This is a genomic window from Marinobacter sp. EN3 (assembly GCF_000475315.1).
In the GTDB taxonomy this organism is placed as follows: Bacteria; Pseudomonadota; Gammaproteobacteria; order Pseudomonadales; family Oleiphilaceae; genus Marinobacter; species Marinobacter nauticus.
The window spans coordinates 1-23,071 of record NZ_AXCC01000063.1 but is presented as its reverse complement, the minus strand read 5'-3'; the positions used below and the strand labels follow the sequence as shown (position 1 = coordinate 23,071).

General features: G+C 61.1%; 19 protein-coding genes and 1 riboswitch. Of the genes, 15 read left to right on the top strand and 4 right to left on the bottom strand.

The annotated features are described in order from the left end of the window. The first annotated feature begins 107 nt into the window (after positions 1-107). Entirely contained in the window at positions 108-896 is a 789-nt protein-coding gene (locus Q675_RS34015) for a substrate-binding periplasmic protein (protein WP_227499597.1), read from the top strand. Positions 897-908: 12 nt separating this feature from the next. Here the strand turns inward: Q675_RS34015 and Q675_RS34010 are convergent, their stop codons facing one another. Continuing rightward, the gene (locus tag Q675_RS34010; RefSeq protein ID WP_011787270.1) at positions 909-1,814 is read right to left on the bottom strand and encodes a response regulator; all 906 of its coding nucleotides are present in this window, start codon (positions 1,812-1,814) and stop codon (positions 909-911) included. Next, on the bottom strand, positions 1,801-5,184 hold the full coding sequence (locus tag Q675_RS34005; RefSeq protein WP_011787269.1) for an ATP-binding protein: 3,384 nt from the start codon (positions 5,182-5,184) through the stop codon (positions 1,801-1,803). Before Q675_RS34005 ends, Q675_RS34010 begins: the two co-directional genes overlap by 14 nt. A gap of 301 nt (positions 5,185-5,485) precedes the next feature. On the opposite strand from Q675_RS34005, the gene urtA reads away from it, so the two are divergent. The 9 genes from urtA (at position 5,486) to Q675_RS33960 (ending at position 14,269) form a co-directional block, all read left to right on the top strand. Next, positions 5,486-6,751: an urea ABC transporter substrate-binding protein gene (gene urtA, locus Q675_RS34000; RefSeq protein WP_011787268.1), complete on the top strand. Its 1,266-nt coding sequence runs from the start codon at positions 5,486-5,488 to the stop codon at positions 6,749-6,751. Positions 6,752-6,831: 80 nt separating this feature from the next. Further along, complete coding sequence (gene urtB / locus Q675_RS33995; RefSeq protein WP_011787267.1) at positions 6,832-7,758, top strand: urea ABC transporter permease subunit UrtB; 927 nt, start codon at positions 6,832-6,834, stop codon at positions 7,756-7,758. A 9-nt stretch (positions 7,759-7,767) separates the two neighbouring features. Beyond that, the gene (gene urtC, locus Q675_RS33990; protein ID WP_023011873.1) at positions 7,768-8,967 is read left to right on the top strand and encodes an urea ABC transporter permease subunit UrtC; all 1,200 of its coding nucleotides are present in this window, start codon (positions 7,768-7,770) and stop codon (positions 8,965-8,967) included. Then, positions 8,967-9,725 carry an urea ABC transporter ATP-binding protein UrtD gene (gene urtD / locus Q675_RS33985; RefSeq protein WP_023011872.1) on the top strand — a complete coding sequence of 253 codons (759 nt, stop codon included), beginning with the start codon at positions 8,967-8,969 and terminating at the stop codon, positions 9,723-9,725. Before urtC ends, urtD begins: the two co-directional genes overlap by 1 nt. 2 nt (positions 9,726-9,727) lie before the next feature. After that, on the top strand, positions 9,728-10,417 hold the full coding sequence (gene urtE / locus Q675_RS33980) for an urea ABC transporter ATP-binding subunit UrtE (protein WP_011787264.1): 690 nt from the start codon (positions 9,728-9,730) through the stop codon (positions 10,415-10,417). A 21-nt stretch (positions 10,418-10,438) separates the two neighbouring features. Then, positions 10,439-11,485: an aliphatic amidase gene (locus Q675_RS33975; RefSeq protein WP_014423120.1), complete on the top strand. Its 1,047-nt coding sequence runs from the start codon at positions 10,439-10,441 to the stop codon at positions 11,483-11,485. 15 nt (positions 11,486-11,500) lie between these two features. Next, positions 11,501-12,544 carry an AAA family ATPase gene (locus Q675_RS33970; RefSeq protein ID WP_023011871.1) on the top strand — a complete coding sequence of 348 codons (1,044 nt, stop codon included), beginning with the start codon at positions 11,501-11,503 and terminating at the stop codon, positions 12,542-12,544. A 135-nt stretch (positions 12,545-12,679) separates the two neighbouring features. Further along, complete coding sequence (gene fmdA, locus Q675_RS33965; RefSeq protein WP_011787261.1) at positions 12,680-13,912, top strand: formamidase; 1,233 nt, start codon at positions 12,680-12,682, stop codon at positions 13,910-13,912. A gap of 3 nt (positions 13,913-13,915) precedes the next feature. Continuing rightward, complete coding sequence (locus Q675_RS33960; protein ID WP_023011870.1) at positions 13,916-14,269, top strand: zinc ribbon domain-containing protein; 354 nt, start codon at positions 13,916-13,918, stop codon at positions 14,267-14,269. A 51-nt stretch (positions 14,270-14,320) separates the two neighbouring features. On the opposite strand, the gene Q675_RS33955 is transcribed toward Q675_RS33960, so the two are convergent. Further along, positions 14,321-15,010 (bottom strand): DUF3047 domain-containing protein, encoded by a 690-nt coding sequence (locus Q675_RS33955; protein WP_081698883.1) that lies wholly within the window; start codon positions 15,008-15,010, stop codon positions 14,321-14,323. Positions 15,011-15,154: 144 nt separating this feature from the next. Next, a riboswitch (cobalamin riboswitch) is annotated at positions 15,155-15,352 on the top strand. Positions 15,353-15,482: 130 nt separating this feature from the next. Here Q675_RS33955 and Q675_RS33950 point away from each other — a divergent pair. From Q675_RS33950 to Q675_RS33940, 3 genes are read left to right on the top strand one after another with little or no spacing between them, the layout of a single operon-like run. Next, entirely contained in the window at positions 15,483-18,245 is a 2,763-nt protein-coding gene (locus tag Q675_RS33950) for a ribonucleoside-diphosphate reductase subunit alpha (RefSeq protein ID WP_023008407.1), read from the top strand. A 27-nt stretch (positions 18,246-18,272) separates the two neighbouring features. Further along, on the top strand, positions 18,273-19,331 hold the full coding sequence (locus Q675_RS38145; protein WP_011787257.1) for a ribonucleotide-diphosphate reductase subunit beta: 1,059 nt from the start codon (positions 18,273-18,275) through the stop codon (positions 19,329-19,331). Between the two features lie 60 nt (positions 19,332-19,391). Next, on the top strand, positions 19,392-20,249 hold the full coding sequence (locus Q675_RS33940; protein WP_031211699.1) for a helix-turn-helix transcriptional regulator: 858 nt from the start codon (positions 19,392-19,394) through the stop codon (positions 20,247-20,249). On the opposite strand, the gene Q675_RS33935 is transcribed toward Q675_RS33940, so the two are convergent. Beyond that, positions 20,211-20,804 carry a LysE family translocator gene (locus Q675_RS33935; protein WP_011787255.1) on the bottom strand — a complete coding sequence of 198 codons (594 nt, stop codon included), beginning with the start codon at positions 20,802-20,804 and terminating at the stop codon, positions 20,211-20,213. The two genes, Q675_RS33940 and Q675_RS33935, sit on opposite strands and share 39 nt — an antisense overlap. Positions 20,805-20,953: 149 nt before the next feature. On the opposite strand from Q675_RS33935, the gene Q675_RS33930 reads away from it, so the two are divergent. Both Q675_RS33930 and Q675_RS33925 read left to right on the top strand, forming a co-directional pair. Beyond that, on the top strand, positions 20,954-21,964 hold the full coding sequence (locus Q675_RS33930; RefSeq protein WP_023011868.1) for a 2-hydroxyacid dehydrogenase: 1,011 nt from the start codon (positions 20,954-20,956) through the stop codon (positions 21,962-21,964). Between the two features lie 38 nt (positions 21,965-22,002). Further along, the gene (locus Q675_RS33925; RefSeq protein ID WP_023011867.1) at positions 22,003-22,767 is read left to right on the top strand and encodes a CLCA_X family protein; all 765 of its coding nucleotides are present in this window, start codon (positions 22,003-22,005) and stop codon (positions 22,765-22,767) included. Positions 22,768-23,071: the final 304 nt, after the last annotated feature.

The following is a 23,071-nucleotide window of genomic DNA, read 5'->3' as shown; positions in this document are numbered from 1 at the left end:
CACAGTTTTCATAGGATCTGTTAACCTTCAGGTAAACAGATAAAAGAAAAGCGGTATACATGCGCAGTTGTCAACAACCCCAATCGACCCTTTCGCGCGCCTGTCTGATGGCGCTTTTTCTTGTTCTGGTTTTTTCCTATTTGTTCTATCCCACCGCTGTCCGTGCCTCAGATTCGGAGGCTTTTGTCGATAAAACCATACGGGTTGCTTATGTTGAGTTTCCGCCGGTCACTTATCGGGATGACAGGGGCGAGCCTGCCGGAGAGTTTGTGGACATTACCCGCAAGGTAGCGACAGAGGCGGGTTACCAACTGGAATTTATCTACCTGCCGGTGGCCCGCACCTACCTCTATCTGAAAAACGGCACGATCGATTTGTGGATGGGGCTAACCGACATTCCCGCTTTAAAAGACGACATTCTCGAAAGCTGGATCAGCCCGATTCCGGTGGAACTGAGTGCCTGGTATCTGGAGGGCGTGCCGCCAGTGGATCATATGGATCGCCTGCGCAACAAAACCGTGATTCTGATCGGCGGCTATACCTACGCCGGCCTCAGAGACTGGCTGACCTCCCAGCCCGATATCCAGATTACCGAAGCACCGAACCATCGGTCCGGCCTCAATATGCTCAAGCGTCATCGCGGTGATTACCTGCTGGACTACCGGCAACCGGTGCAGGAAACCCTGAGCCGGACGACAGATGCCGAGATTCGCGAATCGGAAATGCGCAGCCGCAATGGCGCCTGGCTGTTTTCCTTGGCCAATCCGCGTGCGGCCATTCTACGTGAGGCCTTTGACGACGCTTACCTGCGCCTGGCCGAAAAGGGCGAAGTACCGCCGGTGCGGCGGTTTCAGCAAACCTACGTGGTGCCAGGATTCCCGGAGCAGTACCGGTAACACCGGCAGGCTTTAAAGCGTTGCCAGCACCCGAATGGCATTGGCCGCTGCCGCCGTCCGGTTTTCCACATTCATCTTCCGGAACACCTGCTCCAGGTGTTTGTTCACGGTGCGGGGGCTCATCTCCAGAATCTGTCCGATTTCCCGGTTGGTCTTGCCATTGGCGATCCACAGCAGGACATCCGACTCCCGCAGGGTAAGATCAAAACGTTCCCGCAGCGCCGCTGAGGCGCTGTTCTGGTTCTGGGGTGTTTTCAGACGCAACAGGTATTCCTGGCCATCCACCAGGGCCAGATATTCAATGGAGCGGGGCGTGTCCAGTAACCGGATGGGCAGACTGTGGCCGGGATCCGGTCGGTGGCCCAGCCAGTCCTCAAGTTGTTCCCGTACTCCCTGGAAGTCCTCGTGATCCGGCGGCGGCAGGCAACGGCATACTTGCGGGGTACCCCACAGCAGGTTGCCCTCGCGGTCGACCGCAAACAGGTTCTGACCGGCGGTATCGAGCGCGCAACGGGCGCTGCGGGTCATTCTGGCGTTGGCCAGGTGCACCGCCATGCGGGCCAGTAACTCGGTGGTGTCGATGGGCTTGGTAACATAGTCCACGCCGCCGGCATTCAGGCCCATAACCACGTGTTCGGTATCGCTCAGGCCGGTCATGAAAATGATCGGAATGTCCGCGAAGGCGGGGTTTTCCTTGAGTCGCCGACACGTCTCGAAGCCATCCATATTCGGCATCAGCGCATCCATCAGCACCACATCGGGGGTGATGTTCTGGCTGATGGTCAGGGCCTGATTACCTTCCAGCGCCACCAGCACGGTCATGCCAGCTTCTTCCAGTGCATCATTGATCATGCGGATGGAATCGATGGCGTCGTCGACGACCAGTACCACGGTTTTGCGGTCATCAGGATGCTTCATGTTCGGCTACCTCAAGAAGTTCGAGAATCTTCTCGAACTGGAAATCGTTGGTGAATTTGGTGATCTCCTGAACGAAGGCGTCACTGGCGTCTCCGGCATACTGCAAGCTGTGCAGTGCCTCCAGCAGGCCCTTGCGATGGCCGATTCTGGCCAGGTCTGCCAGCGCCTCGCAGTGCTCCCGGGCGGGCAGTTCAAGCGCGCCGCTGGCTGGCAGCGGTAGCGCGGCCAGGGGCTCCGGGCTTTTCTCGAAGCGCCAGTCCAGGCCCATGACCCGGCCAATGGTGTCCAGCAGCAGGTTCAGTCGCACCGGTTTGATGATGTAACCGTCGTGCAGGCGCGGTGCCTCGGCGCTATGGTGGCCCTCGTTGGCGTCGGCAGAGACCATCACCACGGGCAGGTTGTATTTCATTTCCCTGAGCTCGGCCAGCACCTCCCAGCCGCTTTTCCCGGGCATCGACACATCGAGCAGAATCAGGTTGGGGCGCTCCTGTTCCACTCGTTCCGGAACGGTCATGGCATTGCCGGTGTCGCTGATTTCAAAGCCAAGTGGCGACAGCATGGCCCGGATCACCTGACGATGGGAGTCGTCGTCATCCACCAGCAGGATTTTCCGGCGGGCGCCATGGTAGCCGTAGATCCTGCGGGCCGGCGTCGAGATCGAGCGTGGGCTGGCGGAATGCAGGCTCGACAGCATCAGGCTGACCTTGAACACGCTGCCCTCGCCAGGTTCGCTCTCCACCGAGATGTCGCCGCCCATGATTTCCGTCAGCAGTCGGGTGATGGTCAGGCCCAGTCCGGTTCCGGTGCGGCTCTGGCCGGGATTGCGGATACGCTCAAACGGCCGGAAGATGCGTTCGATGTTTTCTGCGGCAATGCCCTCGCCGGTATCACGCACGGTGAATTCCGCCACCTGGCTGCGGTAGCGGAGGGTCAGTGACACGCTGCCCTGGTCGGTGTATTTGATGGCGTTCGACAACAGATTGATCAGTATCTGGCGCAGGCGTTTTTCATCGGTGGTCACCAGTTCTGGCAGAGGGTGAGGGCAGTGGTAGTCGAACGCCAGGCCCTTTTCTTCGGCCTGAAGCCGGAACATGGTGACCAACTGCTCCATCAGCAACCCGATGCGCACCTGGTCACGGTGCAGATCCAGCCGGCCCGCCTCAATTTTTGAGATATCCAGCAACCCTTCAATCAGATCCGCCAGGTATTCGCCGCTGCGGCGAATGACCCCCAGGGCTTCCTTGCGATGAGGCGGTACCGAGTCGTCGTTCTCCATGAGCTGGGCGTAACCGAGGATGGCGTTCAGGGGCGAGCGTAACTCGTGGCTGATTCCGGTCAGATACCGGCTTTTGGCGCCGTTGGCGGCCTCGGCCTGCTCCTTGGCCTGCTGCAGGGCCTGGTCGGTGCGTTCGTGGGCGACAATTTCCTCGGTCAGCAGGCGGGTCTGGCGCCGGGATTCCTCCTCCGCCACTACCCGGCTTTCATGGGCCAGTACAAACAGCCAGCAGATCACTCCGGTGACAATGACCAGAATGAAGAACACTTTCCACAGGGTGACAGACAGCAGCGTAGCCTCGGCAAGCGAAGCCACCGGGGTTTTGAAGTAGATCAGCGACAGCAGCAGTGCGGAAAACCCGTTGATGACCACCAGCAGCGACAGGAAATGCCCGAGCCGGGAGCGCAGTGCCGACAGCAGTGGCGCCGGAAGGAACCGCCCGAGAAACTGCTGCATCTGCTCCTGGTAGCCGGCGCCCGGTTTGCAGGCGTCCTCACAGCGGGCGTCCAGCGAACAGCACAGCGAGCAGATGGCTCCATCGTAGGCGGGGCAGTGGGTGACATCTTCCGGCTCGAAGCGGTGTTCGCAGATGCTGCACCCCACCAGTTGGTGATCGGTGGCCAGGGGCACAAACGGACGGGCGGTGTAGAAACGCCCGCCGGTCTTCCAGGCAATCAGGGGCGCGGTGACCAGTGCCACCGCCAGGGCAATGAAATGGGAAAGGGCCTGGGCGTAGTCACCCAGTACCCCGGTGTGGCAGGTGATTCCCACCACCGAGGCGGTGATCATGGCGCCTACGCCCACCGGATTGATGTCGTACAGGTGCGCCCGTTTGAATTCGATATGGGCCGGGCTCAGGCCCAGGGGTTTGTTGATCACCAGGTCTGCCACCAGGGCACCCACCCAGGCAATGGCGACAATGCCGTAGAACCCCAGGGTCTCTTCCAGTGCCCGATACACGCCAAGTTCCATTACCAGCAGGGCAATGGCGACATTGAACACCAGCCAGACCACCCGGCCAGGGTGGCTGTGGGTCAACCGGGAGAAGAAATTGGACCAGGCAATGGAGCCGGCGTAGGCATTGGTCACGTTGATCTTGATCTGACACAGAATCACGAAGATGCCGGCCATCGCCAGCGAGAGCTCGGGGGAATGGGTGATGTAGTTGAATGCCACCAGATACATCTGGGTTGGATCGGCCGCCTCTGTCGCGGAAATGCCCTGATTCAGTGCAAGCACGGCCAGAAAGGAGCCGGCCAGAATTTTCACCATGCCGATGACAATCCAGCCGGGGCCGCCGGCCATCACCGCCACCCACCAACGGCGCCGTTCCGGGGCGTTGGTGGGCTCGGGAATGAAGCGCAGGAAATCCACCTGTTCGCCAATCTGGGCAATCAGGGAGAACACCACCGCGGCGGCCGCCCCGAACAGCAGCAGGTCAAAGCCATTGTCGGCGGGCAGGCCCACGCCCTGGAACTGCGTCCAGTCGGTGATGGAGGAGGCATCTGCGTAGATGATGAAAACGAAAGGCGCCAGCTGCAGCAGGATAAACAGGGGCTGGGTCCACACCTGAAAGCGGCTGATGGTGGTGATGCCGTGGGTGACCAGAGGAATGATCACCACGGCGCAGATCAGGTAACCCAGTACCAGGGGAATGGCAAACAGCATTTCCAGCGCCATCGCCATGATGGCGGCCTCAATGGCGAAGAAGATGAAGGTAAAGGAGGCGTAGATCAGCGAGGTGATGGTCGAGCCGATATAGCCGAAGCCGGCGCCCCGGGTCAGCAGGTCGATATCCACCCCGTAGCGGGCGGCGTAGTAGCTGATCGGGATCGCGGTCAGGAAAATCACCAGGCTGACCGCGAGGATCGCCGCGACGGCGTTGTCGAAGCCATAGTGCAGGGTAATGGAGCCGCCGATGGCCTCCATGGCCAGGAACGAGATGGCCCCCAGCGCAGTATGGCTGACCCGCGCAGCCGACCACCGGCGTGCACTTTTGGCGGTAAAGCGCAGGGCGTAGTCTTCCAGGGTCTGGTTGGCCACCCATTGGTTATAGCTGCGCCGGACCCGAAAAATATTCTGTTTTACTGCCATTCCCGCCCTGCTCCTGGCCCGCCGGGCCGCCCTGAATTGGTGCGCGTTTGCTGCCGTCACGCACCGGATCAGAAAGCTGGAACAAGAACCGTGCCATAAACCGGTGCAACGGATGTGCGCCTTGGGGTTGCCTGCGGTTGTAACCTGTCTGACCTGGCACGGGTATGCGTCAAATGACGTACCACGCTGGGGTGAATGCCGAATGGGCACCCATGACAGCCCTGAGCAGAATGATTGACGTGGGCACTGTGCTTCCGGAGCGGAGCACGGTACCGGCTTTCAACCACTGCGAGGAATGACCATGGGAACCACAACCATTGCCGCCGGAGGGCGGAGTCACAAGAGCAAAGGGCTACGAAAGAGCCTGGCCACCCTGGCCGCATCCATCATGCTGGCCACGTCGGCCCAGGCGGCCACGCCGGCAACCGATGAGGTAAACACCACCGGACTGGCGGTCACTGACGACACCGTCAAGGTCGGTATCCTGCATTCCATCACCGGCACCATGGCTATCAGTGAGATTGGTTCGGTGCAGGCCGAGAAGCTCGCTATTGAGCAGATCAACGAGTCCGGCGGTGTCCTTGGCCGGCAGATCGAGTTTGTCCAGGAAGACGGCGCCAGTGACTGGCCCACCTTCGCGGAGAAATCCCGCAAGCTGCTTCGCCAGGACAACGTCGCGGCCATCTTTGGTGCCTGGACCTCGGCTTCCCGTAAAGCCATCCTGCCGGTCATCGAGCAGTACAACGGTATGCTGTACTACCCGACCTTCTACGAGGGTCTGGAGCAGTCACCCAACGTGATCTACACCGGCCAGGAAGCCACCCAGCAGATTCTCGCGGGTATCGACTGGGCGGTGAAAGAGAAAGGCGCCAAAACCTTCTACCTGCTGGGCTCGGATTACATCTGGCCCCGTACCTCCAACAAAATTGCCCGCAAGCACATCGACAAACTGGGCCTGAAAGTGGTGGGCGAGGAGTACTACCCGCTGGGCCACACCCAGTTCAACTCCGTGATCAACAAGATCAAGCTCAAGAAGCCGGACGTGATCTTTGCGTCGGTGGTGGGTGGTTCCAACGTGGCCTTCTACAAGCAGATGAAAGCCGCCGGTGTCGATTTCACCGACGAGAAGCCGCTGCTGCTCACCATCTCCGTCACCGAGGATGAAATCCGCGGTATCGGCGGTGAGAACGTGGAAGGTATCTACGCCTCCATGAAGTATTTCCAGAGCCTGGATAACCCCAACAACGAAGAATTCGTGGCCGCCTTCAAGGAAGCCTGGGGTGACGACATGGTGATTGGCGACGTAACCCAGGCGGCCTACCTCGGCCCGTGGCTGTGGAAGATGGCGGTGGAAAAAGCCGGCTCCTTCGACATCGACAAGATCCGTGAAGCCTCACCCGGTATCGAATTTACCAAGGCACCGGAAGGTTATGTCCGCATCCACGAAAACCATCACCTCTGGTCCAAGACCCGCATCGGCCGCGCCAAAACCGATGGCCAGTATGAAGTGGTTTATGAAACCGACGAGCTGATGGAACCCGATCCGTTCCCGGAAGGTTACCAGTAAGCAGCCGTGGCCGGTGCCTTCGGGCACCGGCGTCCGGCTCGGACGCAAGCACGTGTTCTTAAGCGACGGGAGTAAGGGTCATGTTTGACGGATACACCACCAGCGAATTGATGTCGATTTTTGCCATGCAGGGCTTTGCCGGGCTGTCCCTGTTCTCGGTATTCGTACTGATGGCACTGGGCCTGGCGATCATTTTTGGTCAGATGGGGGTGATCAATATGGCCCACGGGGAATTCATGATCCTCGGCGCCTACACCACCTACCTTGTCTCCGGGTTTTTCCAGTCGGTCCTGCCCGGTCTGTTTGGCGGATACTTCTTCGTCGCCATCATTATTGCGTTTCTCATCTGTGCGGCCCTCGGGGCCTTTATCGAATGGGCCATGATCCGGCACCTCTACCGGCGCCCGCTCGACACCCTGCTGGCCACCTGGGGCCTGAGCCTGATCATGCAGCAAACCTACCGCTCCATCTTCGGGGCCCGGGAAGTGGGTGTGGAACTGCCGGAGTGGATGATGGGCGCCATCCAGGTTACCGATCTGGTGGAACTGCCCATCAACGGTCTGTTCGTGATGATCATTGCCCTGTCCATCGCCCTGGGGGTTTACCTGCTGATGTACCGCTCCGGCTGGGGCAAGAAGGTCCGTGCCGTGGTACAGAACCGCCCGATGGCCGAAGCCGTGGGCATCAACAGCGCCGGGGTTGACCGTATGACCTTCGCCCTGGGCTGTGGCATTGCCGGTATCGCCGGTGCGGCCTTCACCATGATCGGCTCCACGGGCCCGTCCTCCGGCCAGGCCTACATTGTCGATACCTTCCTGGTGGTGGTGTTCGGCGGTGCCCAGAGTCTGATTGGCACCATTGTCTCTGCCTTCGGTATTTCCCAGGCCCAGTCCACGATGGAGTTCTTCCTCAGTGGTTCCATGGCCAAAGTCCTCACCCTGCTAGTGGTCGTTGGCATCCTGATGCTGCGCCCGGAAGGCCTGATGGCGCTCAAGGTCCGTCGCTAGGAGACTGTTATGAAAAACACTTCCCCTTTGAAATGGTTTGCCTCCCGAGAGGGACTCTACTATCTGGCACTGGCGTTGCTGCTGGTGGTCATCCTGCCGCTGGCGCTGGACCCGTTCCGCCTGAACATGGTGGGTAAATACCTCACCTACGCCTTCGTGGCCATCGGCCTGGTGATGTGCTGGGGCAAAGCCGGCATCCTCAGCCTGGGCCAGGGCGTGTTCTTCGGCCTGGGCGGCTACTGCATGGCCATGTTCCTGAAGCTGGAGGCTTCCACGCCGGAGGCCACGGCTATCCAGTCCACCCCGGGTATCCCGGACTTCATGGACTGGAACCAGCTGACCGAGCTGCCGTGGTTCTGGGAACCGTTCCACAGCTTCTCGTTCACCCTGCTGGCGATCGTCGGTGTGCCGGTGGCCCTGGCATTCATCATCGGTTTTGCGATGTTCACCCGCCGGGTGGGGGGTGTCTACTTCGCCATCATTACCCAGGCCATCGCCGCCATCCTGACCATTCTGATCATTGGTCAGCAGGGCTACACCGGGGGTGTGAACGGCATTACCGATCTGCAGACCCTGATGGGCTGGGACATCCGCACCGACGAGGCCAAAACCATCCTGTACTTCGTGTGCGTGGGCCTGCTGTTCGTGTGCCTGTTCGTGGCCCGGTTCGTCCAGAACCGCAAGCTCGGTCGCATCCTGGTGGCCATGAACGCCCAGGAAAACCGGGTGCGTTTCTCCGGCTATGACGTGGCCGCGTTCAAGATCTTCGTGTTCTGCCTGGCCGCCGCCTTTGCGGGCATTGGCGGCGCGCTGTTCACCCTGATTGTCGGCTTCATGTCGCCCTCGTTCATCGGCATCGTTGCCTCCATTGAAATGGTCATCTTCTGTGCCCTCGGGGGTCGCCTGTCGATTCTGGGCGCAGTCTACGGCGCGTTGCTGGTGAACGCCGCCAAGAGCGGCTTCTCCGAATCCTTCCCGGAATTGTGGCCGTTCGCCATGGGCGCGTTGTTCATCGGTGTGGTGCTGGCGTTCCCGAATGGCCTGGCCGGCCTGTACCAGACCTACGTGATGCCCCTGGAGGACCGTCTGTTCAAGCGCAAGCCGAAAGCAGCGGCGAGCACCCCGGCGAAGCCAGCGCCTGCTGCCCGCCAAGAGGAGGGCCGTGATTACGACCCGATGCTGGATCAATACAGCCCGGAGAAATCCTGATGAACGCAGCCAAAGCACAGAGTAAGGACTTCCTGCTCGCAGTCGAGGGCCTGACCGTCTCATTCGATGGCTTCAAGGCGGTGGATGATCTCTCGTTCTACCTGGACCCGAAAGAGATCCGGGTCATCATCGGCCCCAACGGGGCCGGCAAAACCACGGTACTGGACCTGATTTGCGGCAAGACCAAGGCGACCTCGGGGTCCATCAGGTTTGATGGCAAGGAGCTGACCAGACTCAAGGAGCACCAGATTGTGCATTCCGGCGTTGGCCGCAAGTTCCAGACCCCGTCGGTGTTCGAGGACCTGACGGTGTTCGAGAACCTGGAGGTGTCTTATCCACAGGGCCACAGCGTGATGGGGGCGCTGGCCTTCAAACGCTCGGCTGAGGTGGTGGCTGCGGTGGAAGACGTGGCCGAAACCATCTTCCTGAAAGATGCCCTGGACCAGCCGGCGTCGCTGCTCAGTCACGGCCAGAAGCAGTGGCTGGAGATTGGCATGCTGCTGATCCAGAAGCCGGACCTGTTGATGCTGGATGAACCGGTGGCCGGCATGTCGGTGGCCGAGCGCAAGAAAACCGCTGAACTGCTGCGGCGCATTACCAAAGACCACACGGTGCTGGTGATCGAGCACGACATGCAGTTTGTCGGGGATATCGCAGACCGGGTCACGGTGATGCACCAGGGCAAGGTTCTGTCTGAGGGGTCCATCGAGCACGTGAAGTCGGACCCGAAAGTCATCGAAGTCTACCTGGGGCATTGATCATGCTGAGCGTCAAACAACATTCGGTGGCCTATGGCCAGAGCAGCATCATCCAGGACCTGAACCTGGAGGTGGGCAAGCAGGAAATCGTGGCGGTGGTTGGCCGCAACGGTATGGGTAAAACCACCCTGATGAAATCCCTGGTGGGCATGACTCCAAGCCGCGGTGGCCAGGTCACGCTGGATGGCACGGACCTGTCGAACCTGAAGAGCTTCCAGCGGGTGAGGGCCGGCATCGGGTTTGTGCCCCAGGGGCGGATGATTTTCCCGACCCTGACGGTGAAGGAAAACATCGAGACCGGTCTGGCCGCGGTGGGCGAGAAGAAAATTCCGGAAGACCTTTATGAGCTGTTTCCGGTGCTGAAGGAAATGCAGCACCGCCGGGGCGGCAACCTTTCCGGCGGGCAGCAGCAACAGCTGGCCATCGCCCGGGCCCTGGCGACCCGGCCCAAGGTGCTTCTGCTCGATGAGCCGACCGAGGGTATCCAGCCCAACATCATCAAGGACATTGCCAAGACCCTTCGGCGCATTCGCGATGAGCGGGGGTTGTCGATTGTGGTGTCGGAGCAGGTGCTGAGCTTTGTGATGGATGCGGCGGATCGGATTCTGGTGATCGAGAAGGGGGAGATTGTGCACGAGGAGCTTCGGGAAGAGGCGGATCAGGACAAGATTGCCAGTTATCTGGCCGTTTAGCTTTGTTGAGGGGGAATTAATATGAGACACGGTGATATTTCCAGCAGTAACGATACCGTCGGCGTGGCGGTGGTGAACTACAAGATGCCCCGGCTGCATACCAAAGCCGAGGTGCTGGACAACGCCCGCAAGATTGCGGACATGATCAAGGGTATGAAAGTGGGGCTGCCGGGGATGGATCTGGTGGTGTTTCCGGAATACAGCACCATGGGGATCATGTACGACAACGACGAGATGATGGAGACCGCCGCCACCATTCCCGGAGATGAGACAGCGATTTTCTCGGCGGCCTGCCGGGAGGCGAATACCTGGGGGGTGTTTTCGCTCACCGGCGAGCGCCATGAAGATCATCCCAACAAGGCGCCCTACAACACCCTGGTGCTGATCAACAACGAGGGTGAGATTGTCCAGAAATACCGCAAGTGCATTCCCTGGTGCCCGATTGAGGGCTGGTACCCCGGCGATACCACGTATGTGACCGAGGGGCCGAAGGGGATGAAGATCAGCCTGATCATCTGCGACGACGGCAACTACCCGGAGATCTGGCGCGACTGCGCCATGAAGGGGGCGGAGCTGATTGTGCGGTGCCAGGGTTACATGTATCCGGCCAAGGAACAGCAGATCATGATGGCCAAGAGCATGGCCTGGGCCAACAACTGTTACGTGGCGGTGGCTAATGCCTCCGGCTTCGACGGGGTGTATTCGTACTTCGGGCACTCCGCCATCATCGGCTTTGATGGTCGTACCCTGGGTGAATGTGGCGAGGAGGACATGGGGGTTCAGTACGCCCAGTTGTCGGTTAGCCAGATCCGTGACGCCCGCGCCAACGACCAGTCCCAGAACCACCTGTTCAAACTGCTGCACCGGGGCTACACCGGCGTCCACAACTCCGGTGACGGCGACAAGGGCGTGGCCGATTGCCCGTTCGAGTTCTATCGCACCTGGGTGATGGATGCCCAGAAAGCCCAGGAAAACGTCGAGGCCATGACCCGAAAAACCGTGGGCACGGCGGAATGCCCGGTGGGTGAACTGCCGTTCGATGGCAAGGAAAAAACTGCAGGGGCCTGAGCCCGGGAGACCGCGATGCCGTTTATCAATGAGCGGCTGGAAGCCAACCGGGAAACGCTGGCAAGGAACCGGGCCGATTCAGGCCCGGTTCGTGTTTCCCGGTTCCGCTTTGAGCCGGACGCCGTAATGGCGAGCCTGCGGGCCAATATCGTGGGCCAGCAGCACGCCCTGGAGGCGATGGAATCCATGCTGGTTCGGGTCAAGGCCGACATCGGTGAAGAGAACCGCCCGCTGGCGGTTCACTTGTTTCTGGGGCCGACCGGGGTGGGCAAGACTGAAACCGTACGGCTGATTGCCGAGGCCATTCATGGCAGCCGCGATGCCCTGTGCCGCATCGACATGAACACCCTGGCCCAGGAGCACTACGCGGCGGCGCTGACCGGCGCGCCGCCCGGTTATGTGGGCAGCAAGGAAGGCCACAGCCTGTTTGATCTTGAGAAGGTTCAGGGATCGTTCAGCAAACCGGGCATTGTCCTGTTCGACGAGCTTGAAAAGGCCAGCAAGGAGGTCACCCGGACCCTGCTTAATGTGCTCGATACCGGCCGGCTGGTGTTCCCCTCCGGCAACCGGCAAATCGACTTCCGCAACACGCTGATCTTTATGACCAGCAACGCCGGAGCCCTGGAAGCGGAAGCGCACCATCATCGCTATCAGCGAGGCTGGCGCCGCTGGCTGGGGCTGGAGCCGGGCCCGCAGGAGAACCTTCGGGACAAGGCTCTGCGCCGGCATTTCGACCCGGAGTTCCTGAACCGGATTGACCAGATTCTTACGTTTAATCCCCTGACAGACCAGTGGCTGTATGCCCTTCTGGAGATCGAACTGGCCGGGTTGAACAAGCGCCTGGCCCGCAAACAGGCCTCGCTGGATTTGTCGGTGGAGCTGCGCAGTGTGTTGTGCCGCGATTACGACAGCCGCTATGGTGCCCGCGAGATGCTACGGGCGTTCCGCCAGAAACTGGAGCCGGCGCTGGCCCGTGCGTTGCTGGCGCATCCCGAGCATTCCTCATTTCTGGCCGAGCTCAAGGGGCAGGAGATAGTGGTGCGCCAATACGTCGAATGACGTAGGTGCCGGGGGCAATTCGCGAATACCGCGCCGCTGGCGTATCGCGGATAGTGAAACGGTCAGCGCAGGCGCCGTCGGGCACTGCGTTCCCAAGCTTAGACGCCGAACGCCAAGAACCAAGGAGCGACCGCTATGGCCGAAACACTCATCAAGATCGATTTGAGCAAATCCGCGTACGAGAACGAGAATATCCACAACCGCTGGCATCCGGACATTCCCATGGCGGCGACGGTCAAGCCCGGGGACGATTTCATCCTCGAGTGTTACGACTGGACCGGTGGCCAGATCAAGAACAACGACAGCGCAGACGACGTGCGCGACGTGGATCTGACCCAGGTTCACTTCCTGTCTGGCCCGGTGGGCGTGGAGGGCGCAGAACCCGGCGACCTGCTGGAAGTGGACATCCTCGACATCGGTGCCTTCAAGGACAGCCAGTGGGGTTTCAACGGTTTCTTCTCCAAGAAGAACGGCGGCGGCTTTCTGACCGAGCACTTTCCGGAAGCCCAGAAATCCATCTGGGATTTCAACGGCATGTTCACCAAATCCCGCCACATCCCCAACGTTGAATTCGCCGGCATGATCCACCCGGGCCTGATCGGCTGCCTGCCGTCCAAGGAAATGCTGGCGGAGTGGAACAAGCGCGAGAAAGAACTGTACGACACCGAACCGGATCGGGTGCCGGGCCTGGCAAACTTGCCCTACGCCGACACTGCCCACCTGGGCAAGCTGGCGGGTGATGCCGCCAAAGAGGCGGCGCTGGAAGCCGCCCGCACCGTACCGCCCCGGGAACACGGTGGTAACTGCGACATCAAGGACTTGTCCCGTGGTTCCAAGGTGTATTTCCCGGTCTATGTGAAGGGGGCAGGCCTGTCGGTGGGCGACCTGCACTTCAGCCAGGGCGACGGCGAGATCACCTTCTGCGGCGCCATCGAAATGGCCGGCTGGATTCATCTGCGGGTGAACCTGATCAAGGACGGTATGGCCAAATACGGCATCAAGAACCCGGTCTTCAAACCCAGCAGCATCAAGCCGCGCTACGAGGACTATGTGATCTTCGAGGGCATCTCGGTGGATGAAGAGGGCCAGCAGCACTACCTGGACGTACACGTGGCCTACCGCCAGGCCTGCCTCAACGCCATCAACTACCTGACCAAGTTCGGTTACACCCCGGCTCAGGGATACGCGTTGCTTGGCTGTGCGCCGGTGGAAGGCCACATCAGTGGCGTGGTGGATGTGCCCAACGCCTGCGCCACCCTGTGGTTGCCGACCGAGATCTTCGACTTCGACATCAACCCCACGGCGGAAGGACCGACCAGGAAGGTCACGCCGGGCACCGACGTACCCCTTTCACCGGACAAGGAGTAAGCCATGCCACTGTACGACTACAAATGCCGGGAACACGGGCTGTTCCAGGAACTGGGCGCCATGGCCGAAGCCGGTAACCCGGCCCATTGCCCCACCTGCAAGGCGCTGTCACCCCGGGTGATTGTGCTGCCGCCGGAGCTCCTGGCCATGGACCCGGCCCGCCGCAACGCGGAGGCGCGGAATGAAAAGGCGAGCCACGAGCCCATCATCTCCACCGCCGACCAGCGGGCCCGGGACGCCGAGCACCGCAAGAGTTGTGGCTGCAAGAAAAAGTCGGACAGTAAACACATGCTGTTCTACACCGCCGATGGCAAGAAGATGTTCCCGTCCATGCGGCCCTGGATGATCAGCCACTGACCATTGCTTTCACGTGTTTGGCCCCCTTGAGGGGCCTTTTTTTATGGCCGATCAGCGGTTTTGCTCCAGGGTGAGGTCGCCATACCAGGCCGTGGCCTGCTCGCCGGTGTTGTCGGCGTCGGTCATGATGGCCACGCCCACAATGGCAGGCGGTTCTTCGCCGAAGGCCTGCCGGTAATCTGCCACCAGGTCCCGGGTAACGGTCACCCATTCGCCCACCTGCGACGGCCCGGAGTTGACGGCAATCATCATGGTTTTGTCGGTGTAGGCGTTGGCGACCATGCTCTGCTCTGGTAGCTGATTGGCCCAGATGTAGTTCAGGGCGTTGCCGGGCAGGGTCTCGCCGAACAGCACTTCCACGGTCTTGCGCTTGGCCCGTTCAAAAAAGCCGGCCTTGTCCGGCTGAAACTCAAAGGCGACGTAGATGCGGGCAGGGTAGTCATCCCCGGACTTTTCGCGGGCGTTGCCGGCTTCGTAGATGTTCGACACCTTCCAGCGCCATGACAGCGTAAGCGAATCGCCGGGCACCAGCTCAACACGGGCAATCAGCCCGGAGGCGCTGGCGTCTGCGTCGGCACGGACCACCTGCTGGCCGTCGTCCGTGTCCAGGGTGTAGCGGGTATGTGTCTCGATGTTCGGAAAGGTCAGGGGCTCCCAGCCGTCCTCCAGTGAGGTCATGGTGGAGAACCGGGTTAGCCGGTCTGTGTCTGCCCACACCGGGCTGGCGGCGAGACCGAGCATCAGGGTACTGGCCAAAAGCAGTGAAATTCTCACATTCATTCCTCAATTCCGGTGGTCTGGAGATGGACAGGCGCTGTTGCAAAAAGTGCCTTGTCTTGGCGTATTCGGCCCTATATAGTGACCGGGTCCTTGGTTAACTACCATATATTGTGATCAAACTCTGATCATCTTGATCACAGGGTAGTCGGGAATCCGGTGAGAATCCGGAACTGACGCGCAGCGGTATTGGGGAACGAGCGTGGCAAGATGACACTGGCGCAAGCCGGGAAGTCGCCACGTTAGGCAGAGCTGAAAGGTTCACGCCCCTGAGTCCGAAGACCTGCCAGGGATCAGAAGCCCCCCATGGGTTTCTGGACTGCACCTTCGCGATTCAAGGGTGAGCAGATTGGTCAGGCCTGCCCGTATTCGGGGCAAGGTGTGCCACTGCGTTCGCGAGGGTGAAACGGAACCAACGCGAATTCAGGAGAGCACCATGACAGCCACTGCCATTGCCGAACCCCCGGCCCCCGCGACCGATACCCAATCCCTGCAAGTTATCAAACGAAACGGCACCCTGGTGAGTTTCAACCCGGCCAAGATCAGTGTGGCGGTGACCAAAGCCTTCCTGGCGGTGGAAGGGGACCAGGCAGCCGGTTCCGCCCGCATCAACGACGCCGTGCACCGGGTTACCGAACAGGTAGTGCAGGCCATCAGCCGCCGCCTCAAAGCCGGTGGCAAGGTGCACATCGAAGACATCCAGGACCAGGTGGAACTGGCCCTGATGCGGGCCGAAGAGCAGAAAGTGGCCCGGGCCTACGTGCTGTACCGTGAAGAACACGCCCGCCAGCGCGCCGTGGACGAGCCGGTGGAAGCGCATCCGCACCTGACCGTAAAAAAAGCCGATGGCAGCATCGCCCCGCTGGACCTTGGCCTGATGAAGCAGCAGGTGGAACAGGCCGCCACCGGCCTGGACGGCATCAACGGCGACTCGCTGGTGGAAGACGCCCTGCGCAACCTCTACGACGGCATCGAAGAGACCGAAGTCCTGTCTGCCCTGATCATGACCGCCCGGGGCCGCATTGAACGGGAACCCGACTACAGCGCCGTAACCGCCCGCCTGCTGCTGGAACAGCTCCGGCTGGAAACAGCGGAAGCCCTGGACCTGCCCCGCAGTCTTCCGCTGGCAGAGATTTATCCACAGGCCCTGAGCGCCTTTGTTCACGCCGGTATTCGCTACGAACTGCTGGACGAAGCCCTGGCGGCCTTTGACCTGGAACGCCTTGGCAACGCCCTGAAACCGGAGCGCGATCTCCAGTTCGGCTTCCTGGGCCTGCAAACCCTGTACGACCGTTACTTCCTGCACTGGAACAAGGCCCGCCTGGAACTGCCCCAGGTGTTCTTCATGCGGGTGGCCATGGGCCTGGCACTGCGGGAAGACGACCCCAACGCCCGCGCCATCGAATTCTATGAGCTGCTGTCCAGTTTCGATTACATGGCCAGCACGCCCACCCTGTTCAACAGCGGCACCCGGCATTCCCAGCTGTCGTCCTGCTACCTGACCACGGTGGGCGACGACCTGGAAGGCATTTACGGGGCCATTCGCGATAACGCCCTGCTGTCGAAATGGGCAGGTGGTCTGGGCAACGACTGGACCCCGGTGCGGGCCCTGGGTTCCCACATCAAGGGCACCAACGGCCAGAGCCAGGGCGTGGTGCCGTTCCTGAAAGTGGTCAACGACACCGCCGTGGCCGTGAACCAGGGCGGCAAGCGCAAGGGCGCGGTCTGTGCCTATCTGGAAAGCTGGCACCTGGATATCGAAGAGTTCCTGGAACTGCGCAAGAACACCGGCGATGAGCGCCGCCGTACCCACGACATGAACACCGCCAACTGGGTGCCGGATCTGCTGATCGAACGCATGCGCGAAGACCGCGACTGGACCCTGTTCTCCCCCAGCGATGTGCCAGATCTGCACGACCTGTACGGCAACGCCTTCCGCGAGCGCTACCAGCACTATGAAGCCCTGGCCGAGCAGGGCAAGATCAAGCTGTTCAAGAAAATTCCCGCCAAACAGCTGTGGCGCAAGATGCTGACTGTGCTGTTCGAGACCGGTCACCCCTGGATCACCTTCAAAGACCCGTGCAACCTGCGCTCCCCGCAGCAGCATCAGGGCGTGGTGCACAGCTCCAACCTGTGTACTGAAATCACCCTGAACACCAGCGCCGATGAGATTGCGGTGTGCAACCTGGGCTCGGTGAACCTGGCTGCCCACATCAAGGACGGCGAGCTGGACGTCACGCGCCTGGAGCGCACCGTGAACACCGCCGTGCGCATGCTCGATAACGTCATCGACATTAACTTCTACGCGGTGCCGCAGGCGCGCAATTCCAACCTGAAGCATCGCCCGGTGGGCCTGGGCCTGATGGGCTTCCAGGACGCCCTGTACCAGCTGGGCCTGCCGTACTCCAGCCCGGAAGCGGTGGAATTTGCCGACGTTGCCATGGAGCAACTCAGCTACTTCGCATTGCGTGCCTCCGCCACGCTGGCCGGTGAGCGAGGCGCCTACGACACCTACGAAGGCTCGCTGTGGAGCCAGGGCATCCTGCCGATGGATTCGGTGGGCCTGCTGAAGGACAACCGCCGGGACGGCGACCTGTCGCTCAATACCAACAGCCGCCTCGACTGGACCCCGGTGCGGGAGCTGATTGCCAAAAACGGCATGCGCAACAGCAACGTGATGGCCATTGCCCCGACCGCGACCATTTCCAACATCGTGGGCGTGTCCCAGTCCATCGAACCGGCGTACCAGAACCTGTTCGTGAAATCGAACCTGTCCGGCGAGTTCACCGTGGTAAATCCCTCGCTGGTGCGTGATCTCAAGGCCGAAGGCCTGTGGGACAACGTGATGGTGAACGACCTGAAATACTTCGATGGCAGCGTGCAGCAGATCGACCGCATCCCCGCCGAGCTCAAGGCCCGCTACGCCACCGCATTCGAGATTGACCCGCGCTGGCTGGTGGAAGCGGCGGCCCGGCGCCAGAAATGGCTGGACCAGGCCCAGAGCCTGAACCTGTACATGGCCGAGCCCAGCGGCAAGAAGCTGGATGCCCTGTATCAGCTGGCCTGGGAGCGTGGCCTCAAAACCACCTACTACCTGCGCTCCCTGGGGGCCACTGGCGCCGAGAAGACCGCGCCGGTGTCGGCGCCACAGCCACAGGTGTGCAGCATCGACAATCCCGACTGCGAAGCTTGTCAGTAACCATTTACTTATTTGGGAGGCACCCACATGCTGGACTGGGACGACGAACCAAAAGCGCAAACCACTGCCGCCGCCACCGGCGGCCCGGCGCCCGTGAATGTCGACGACAAGCGGGTGATTAACGGCGAGACCGACATCAACCAGTTGGCTCCGTTCAAGTACCCCTGGGCCTGGGAGTACTTCATGAACGCCAACAAGAACCACTGGACGCCGCTGGACGTGAACATGGCGCAGGACGTTCACGACTACCACCACCGGCTGACGCCGGCGGAAAAACACGTGTACGAGAACGTGCTGGCGTACCTGACCACCTCCGACATCCTCGCCATGCGCAATATCGGCCTGGCGGTGATGGAGAAGATGAGCGCGCCGGAACTGCAGATCTACCAGGCCCGCCAGGTGTACGAGGAAGCGCTGCACACCTGGACCTACCAGCACTGCATCGAAACCCTGAACCTGGACCAGAGCGAGATCTACAACCGCTACCGCGTGGTGCCGGAGATCAACGGCAAAATCCAGCTGGCCAACCGCCGGCTGGACGCCGCCATGCGCTCCGACATGAACCTGCGCAACCCGGACGAGCTGCAGGACTTCGTGATGTCCTACCTGTTCTTCGCCGCCGTGTTCGAAGGCTGCTGGTTCTACAACGGCTTCAGCCCCATCTTCGCCCTGCAGCGCCGGGGCCTGATGCGGGGCACGGGCGAACAGTTGCAGTACATCCTGCGGGACGAAGCCATGCACTTCTCCTTCGGCCTGAAAGTGGTGAACCAGATTCTCGAGGAAGAGAAAATCACCCTGGACCCGAAAGCGGTGCGTGAGATGTGGGACGAATCCGAAGCCGCGGAAATGGCCTACGCCAACTACGTGCTGCGGGACCCGATTCTGGGTTACTCGGCGGAATACCACAGCGAACAGTTCCGCTTTGTCGCCAACCGCCGGGCCCGCACCGTGGGCCTGGAAGAACCGTTCCCGGGGGCGAAGAACGTGTCGCCCTGGCTGGACGAGCAGGCCACCCTGCGCAAGGAGAAGAATTTCTTCGAAACCCGGGTGATTGAGTATCAGACCGGCGCGCAGCTGGAGTGGTAAGTTTCTGCTAGGCTAGTGCCATACGCACCGGCCTGGCCGATTCGCTTTGAGGCAACCACCATGACCGACCCTCGCACACCCATCTTCTGGCGCGACGCCCGCATGCCCCATGTGGAACTGCGCAAAGTCGCGGATGGGCGCGAGGTCTGTTATGCCCTGCACACGCATCGGCACTGGTCGATCGGCGCCATAACCGGCGGTGAAAGCACGTTCCTGTACCGCACCGACCAGCACCACGTGAGCGCCGGCACGCTGGTGTTGATGAACCCGGAATGGCCCCACGCCTGCAACCCCATTGATAACCAGCCCTGGGCGTATCTGATGCTGTATGTGGATACCGCCTGGCTGACCCGGCTCAGATTTGAGGCGGGCCTGCTGCCCAGCGAACACTGGCAGGACCTGGACACGGCAGTGATCACCGACCCCCGCCAGTACCAGGATTACTGCACCATAGCCGATTGCCTGCTGGACCCGGGCCGGGATCTGCTGGAAAAGCAGAGCCGGGTTGCCGAGTATCTGCTGGACCTGATGCAGAGCCTGGCGGAAGCGCCGGCCCGGGGCATTCCGCGCCCCTCGGGCACCCTGGCCGCGGTGGCTGAGTACCTGGACAGCCATTGTACCGACGAGGTATCGCTGGACGACCTGTGCCGGCTCAGTGGCTACAGCCCGGGGCATCTGGTGCGGGCGTTTCGGCAAAGCTACGGGTTAACGCCCCACGCCTACCTGATCAACCGCCGCATACAGCATGGGCAGAGCGAACTGAAACGTGGCGTGAGTATTGCCGACGCGGCCCTCAACGCCGGCTTTGCCGACCAGGCGCATTTCCAGAGAACCTTCAAACGCGTGGTGGCGGCCACCCCGAACCAGTATCGCCAGCCCTCAGTCCAGCAACAGGAACACGCAACTTCCGGCAAGTAACAGCGCCAGAACCCGGTTGAACCCGCGCAGGATTCGCGGCTGCTGCACCAGCCGGCGAAGCCCGACCCCGACATACACCCAACTGGCCAGCGACAGCCAGCAAATGGGCAGATACAGCCCCGCAAACAGCCAGAGCAGGGTGCTGTCGCCGCCCTCGGTAAACGCACTGATACCCGCCACAGACGCAAGCCAGGCCTTGGGGTTCAACCATTGCATCAGGGCGCCGGTGACAAAGCCGGGGGCCGGGCGTGCCTCATCCTCACTGAGATGGCCATCAGCGGTGGCCAGCTGGTAGCTCAAGTACAGCAGGAAGGCGACGCCAGCCCAGCTCAACCAGCGCTCGAACCCGGGCGCATGTTCCAACAGCGAATTCAGGCCCAGGCCCACCGCCATAAACAGCGCGATAAACCCCAGAGTGGCCCCGGTGACAAACACCAGGCCCTGAGATACCGGATAGCGTGTGCCACTGCTCAGGCACACCAGATTGACCGGCCCCGGCGATACCGAAGCCACCAGGGCAAAGGCCGACATCGGCAGGATAATAGACAGACTCATAGCATCAGCACTCTGTGAACTAACGGAGGCGCCCAGTGTGCACGGGGCTCTATTACCGGTATTGAACAAAATTGCGGTGGCTCGCCGCCGGGCATTTGATTTATGTTTGAAGAATCCCGTACCCACCCAGACCGGATGAGGCCAATCCCATGAAAGTGGCGGTTTTCAGCACCAAACCCTACGACGAACAGTTCCTGTCACAGGCGAACCAGGCCAGCCACCAGCATGAACTGGTGTTCCTGGAGCCACGCCTGAATGCGGCCACCGCGGCACTGGCCAAAGGCTTCGACGCGGTATGCGTGTTCGTGAACGACCTGGTGGACGCCAACGTACTGGAACAGCTGGCCGCCGGTGGCACCCGGGCCGTGGCCCTGCGTTGCGCCGGGTTCAATAACGTCGACCTGAAAGCCGCCGAACGCCTGGGCATCGCCGTGGTGCGGGTACCGGCGTATTCCCCCTATGCGGTGGCCGAACACACCGTGGCCCTGATCCTCACCCTGAACCGGCAGATCCACCGGGCCTACCACCGCATTCGTGATGGCAACTTTGCGCTCGACGGCTTGCTGGGGTTCGATCTGCGGGGCCGCACCGTGGGTGTGGTGGGCACCGGCCAGATTGGAGTGGAAGTGGTGCGCATCATGCGCGGGTTCGGCTGCCGCGTACTGTGTTACGACCTGCACGCCAACCCGGAGGCGCAAACGCTGGGCGCGGAATATGTGAGCCTGGACGAACTGTTCCGGGAAGCCGACATTGTGACCCTGCATTGCCCGCTCACCCCGGACACCCATCACCTGATTGATGCCGCAGCCGTGGCCAAAATGAAAAAAGGCGTGATGCTGATCAACACCAGCCGGGGCGCCATGGTGGACACCGCCGCCATCATCGAAGGCCTGAAATCCGGCCAGGTGGGCTACCTGGGGCTGGATGTGTATGAGGAAGAAAGCGACCTGTTCTTCGAAGATCTCTCCAATATCGTGCTGAAAGACGACGTTTTCGCCCGTTTGCTCACATTCCCGAATGTGGTGATCACCGGCCACCAGGCGTTTTTCACCCGCAACGCCCTGGAAAGCATTGCACACACAACACTCAGCAACCTGGCGGACCTGGAATCCGGCGGCGGGTGCGCCAACCGGGTGCTGGCCGCCAACGGCAGCACCTGAGCTGAGACAAGCCGCCCACGCCTTCGTACAATGCCGCCATGCCCAGACCCTTCTACAGAACCGGCCCCGACCACCGCGCCGGGGCACCGGTCAGCTTTCTAGACGTGCGCCGGCGGTTCCAGTTTCGATCCGTCGAGATTGGCCGCTGGGTAACCGAGCCTGAAAAACAGCGCAGTGCCGCCCTGTTCTACGATGCCCTGTGCGACCTGATGACCATCCTCGGCGGCACAGAAAGCCTGATCTCCCTGCGCGGTACCCTGGCTTTGCAATACGGCATTGGCGGCCGCCCCGGGGTGTCTGCCCATTACACCCCCGCCACCCGCAGCTTCGCCCTGGCCAAAAACGCCGGCCCCGGCAGCATTGCCCACGAATGGTTTCATGCCTTCGACCACTACATCGGCGACAAACTGTTCCCCAACATACCCCGGGGCCAGTTCGCCTCCCGCCAATGGCTCACCCGCCAGGACGCCATCCAGCACCCGCTGAACCAGCGCCTGCAAGCCTGTTACCAGGCCATCCTGCTGGACGACAGCGGCCAAAACCCCAGCCCCCTGTTCCGGAACTCCGCAAAAGCCGACAAAGCCGCCGGCGTGCACTACTACAGCCAGCCAGAAGAACTCTGTGCCCGAGCCTTCGAAGCCTTCATCCAGGACGCCGCAGTGAAGAACGCCTTTCTGGTGAAGGGCACCAAAGAGAGTGAAGAAGCCCGCCTGGGGCTTTACCCACAGGGCGAACAGCGGGACCGGATAAACGCCGCCTTCCGAACCTACTTCCATTCCCTGGGCCGGGCCCTGCAGCAATAACCGGCTTAAAAAGCCGGAGTTATACGAACGCGTTCGCAAAACCCCGGGCAGGCTCCGAAAATTGTTGCTAACCTTCTGATAAGTTTGAAAAGGAAAAACAGGGCGGGCGGAGTTATACGCCCCCAACCTGGAGCAGGGGTGGCTCGAACACGGGCGTATAACTCCGGCGGTAGCCGTGGTGGCTTCAGGTAATCTTCTGATTTTATTGGTGAAGCTGGGGTTTGTGAGGGCCGTGAGCTTTGGAGTTATACGAATGAGTGTTATACGAACGGGTTCGTATAATTAGCCCGGATTTCTCATGACG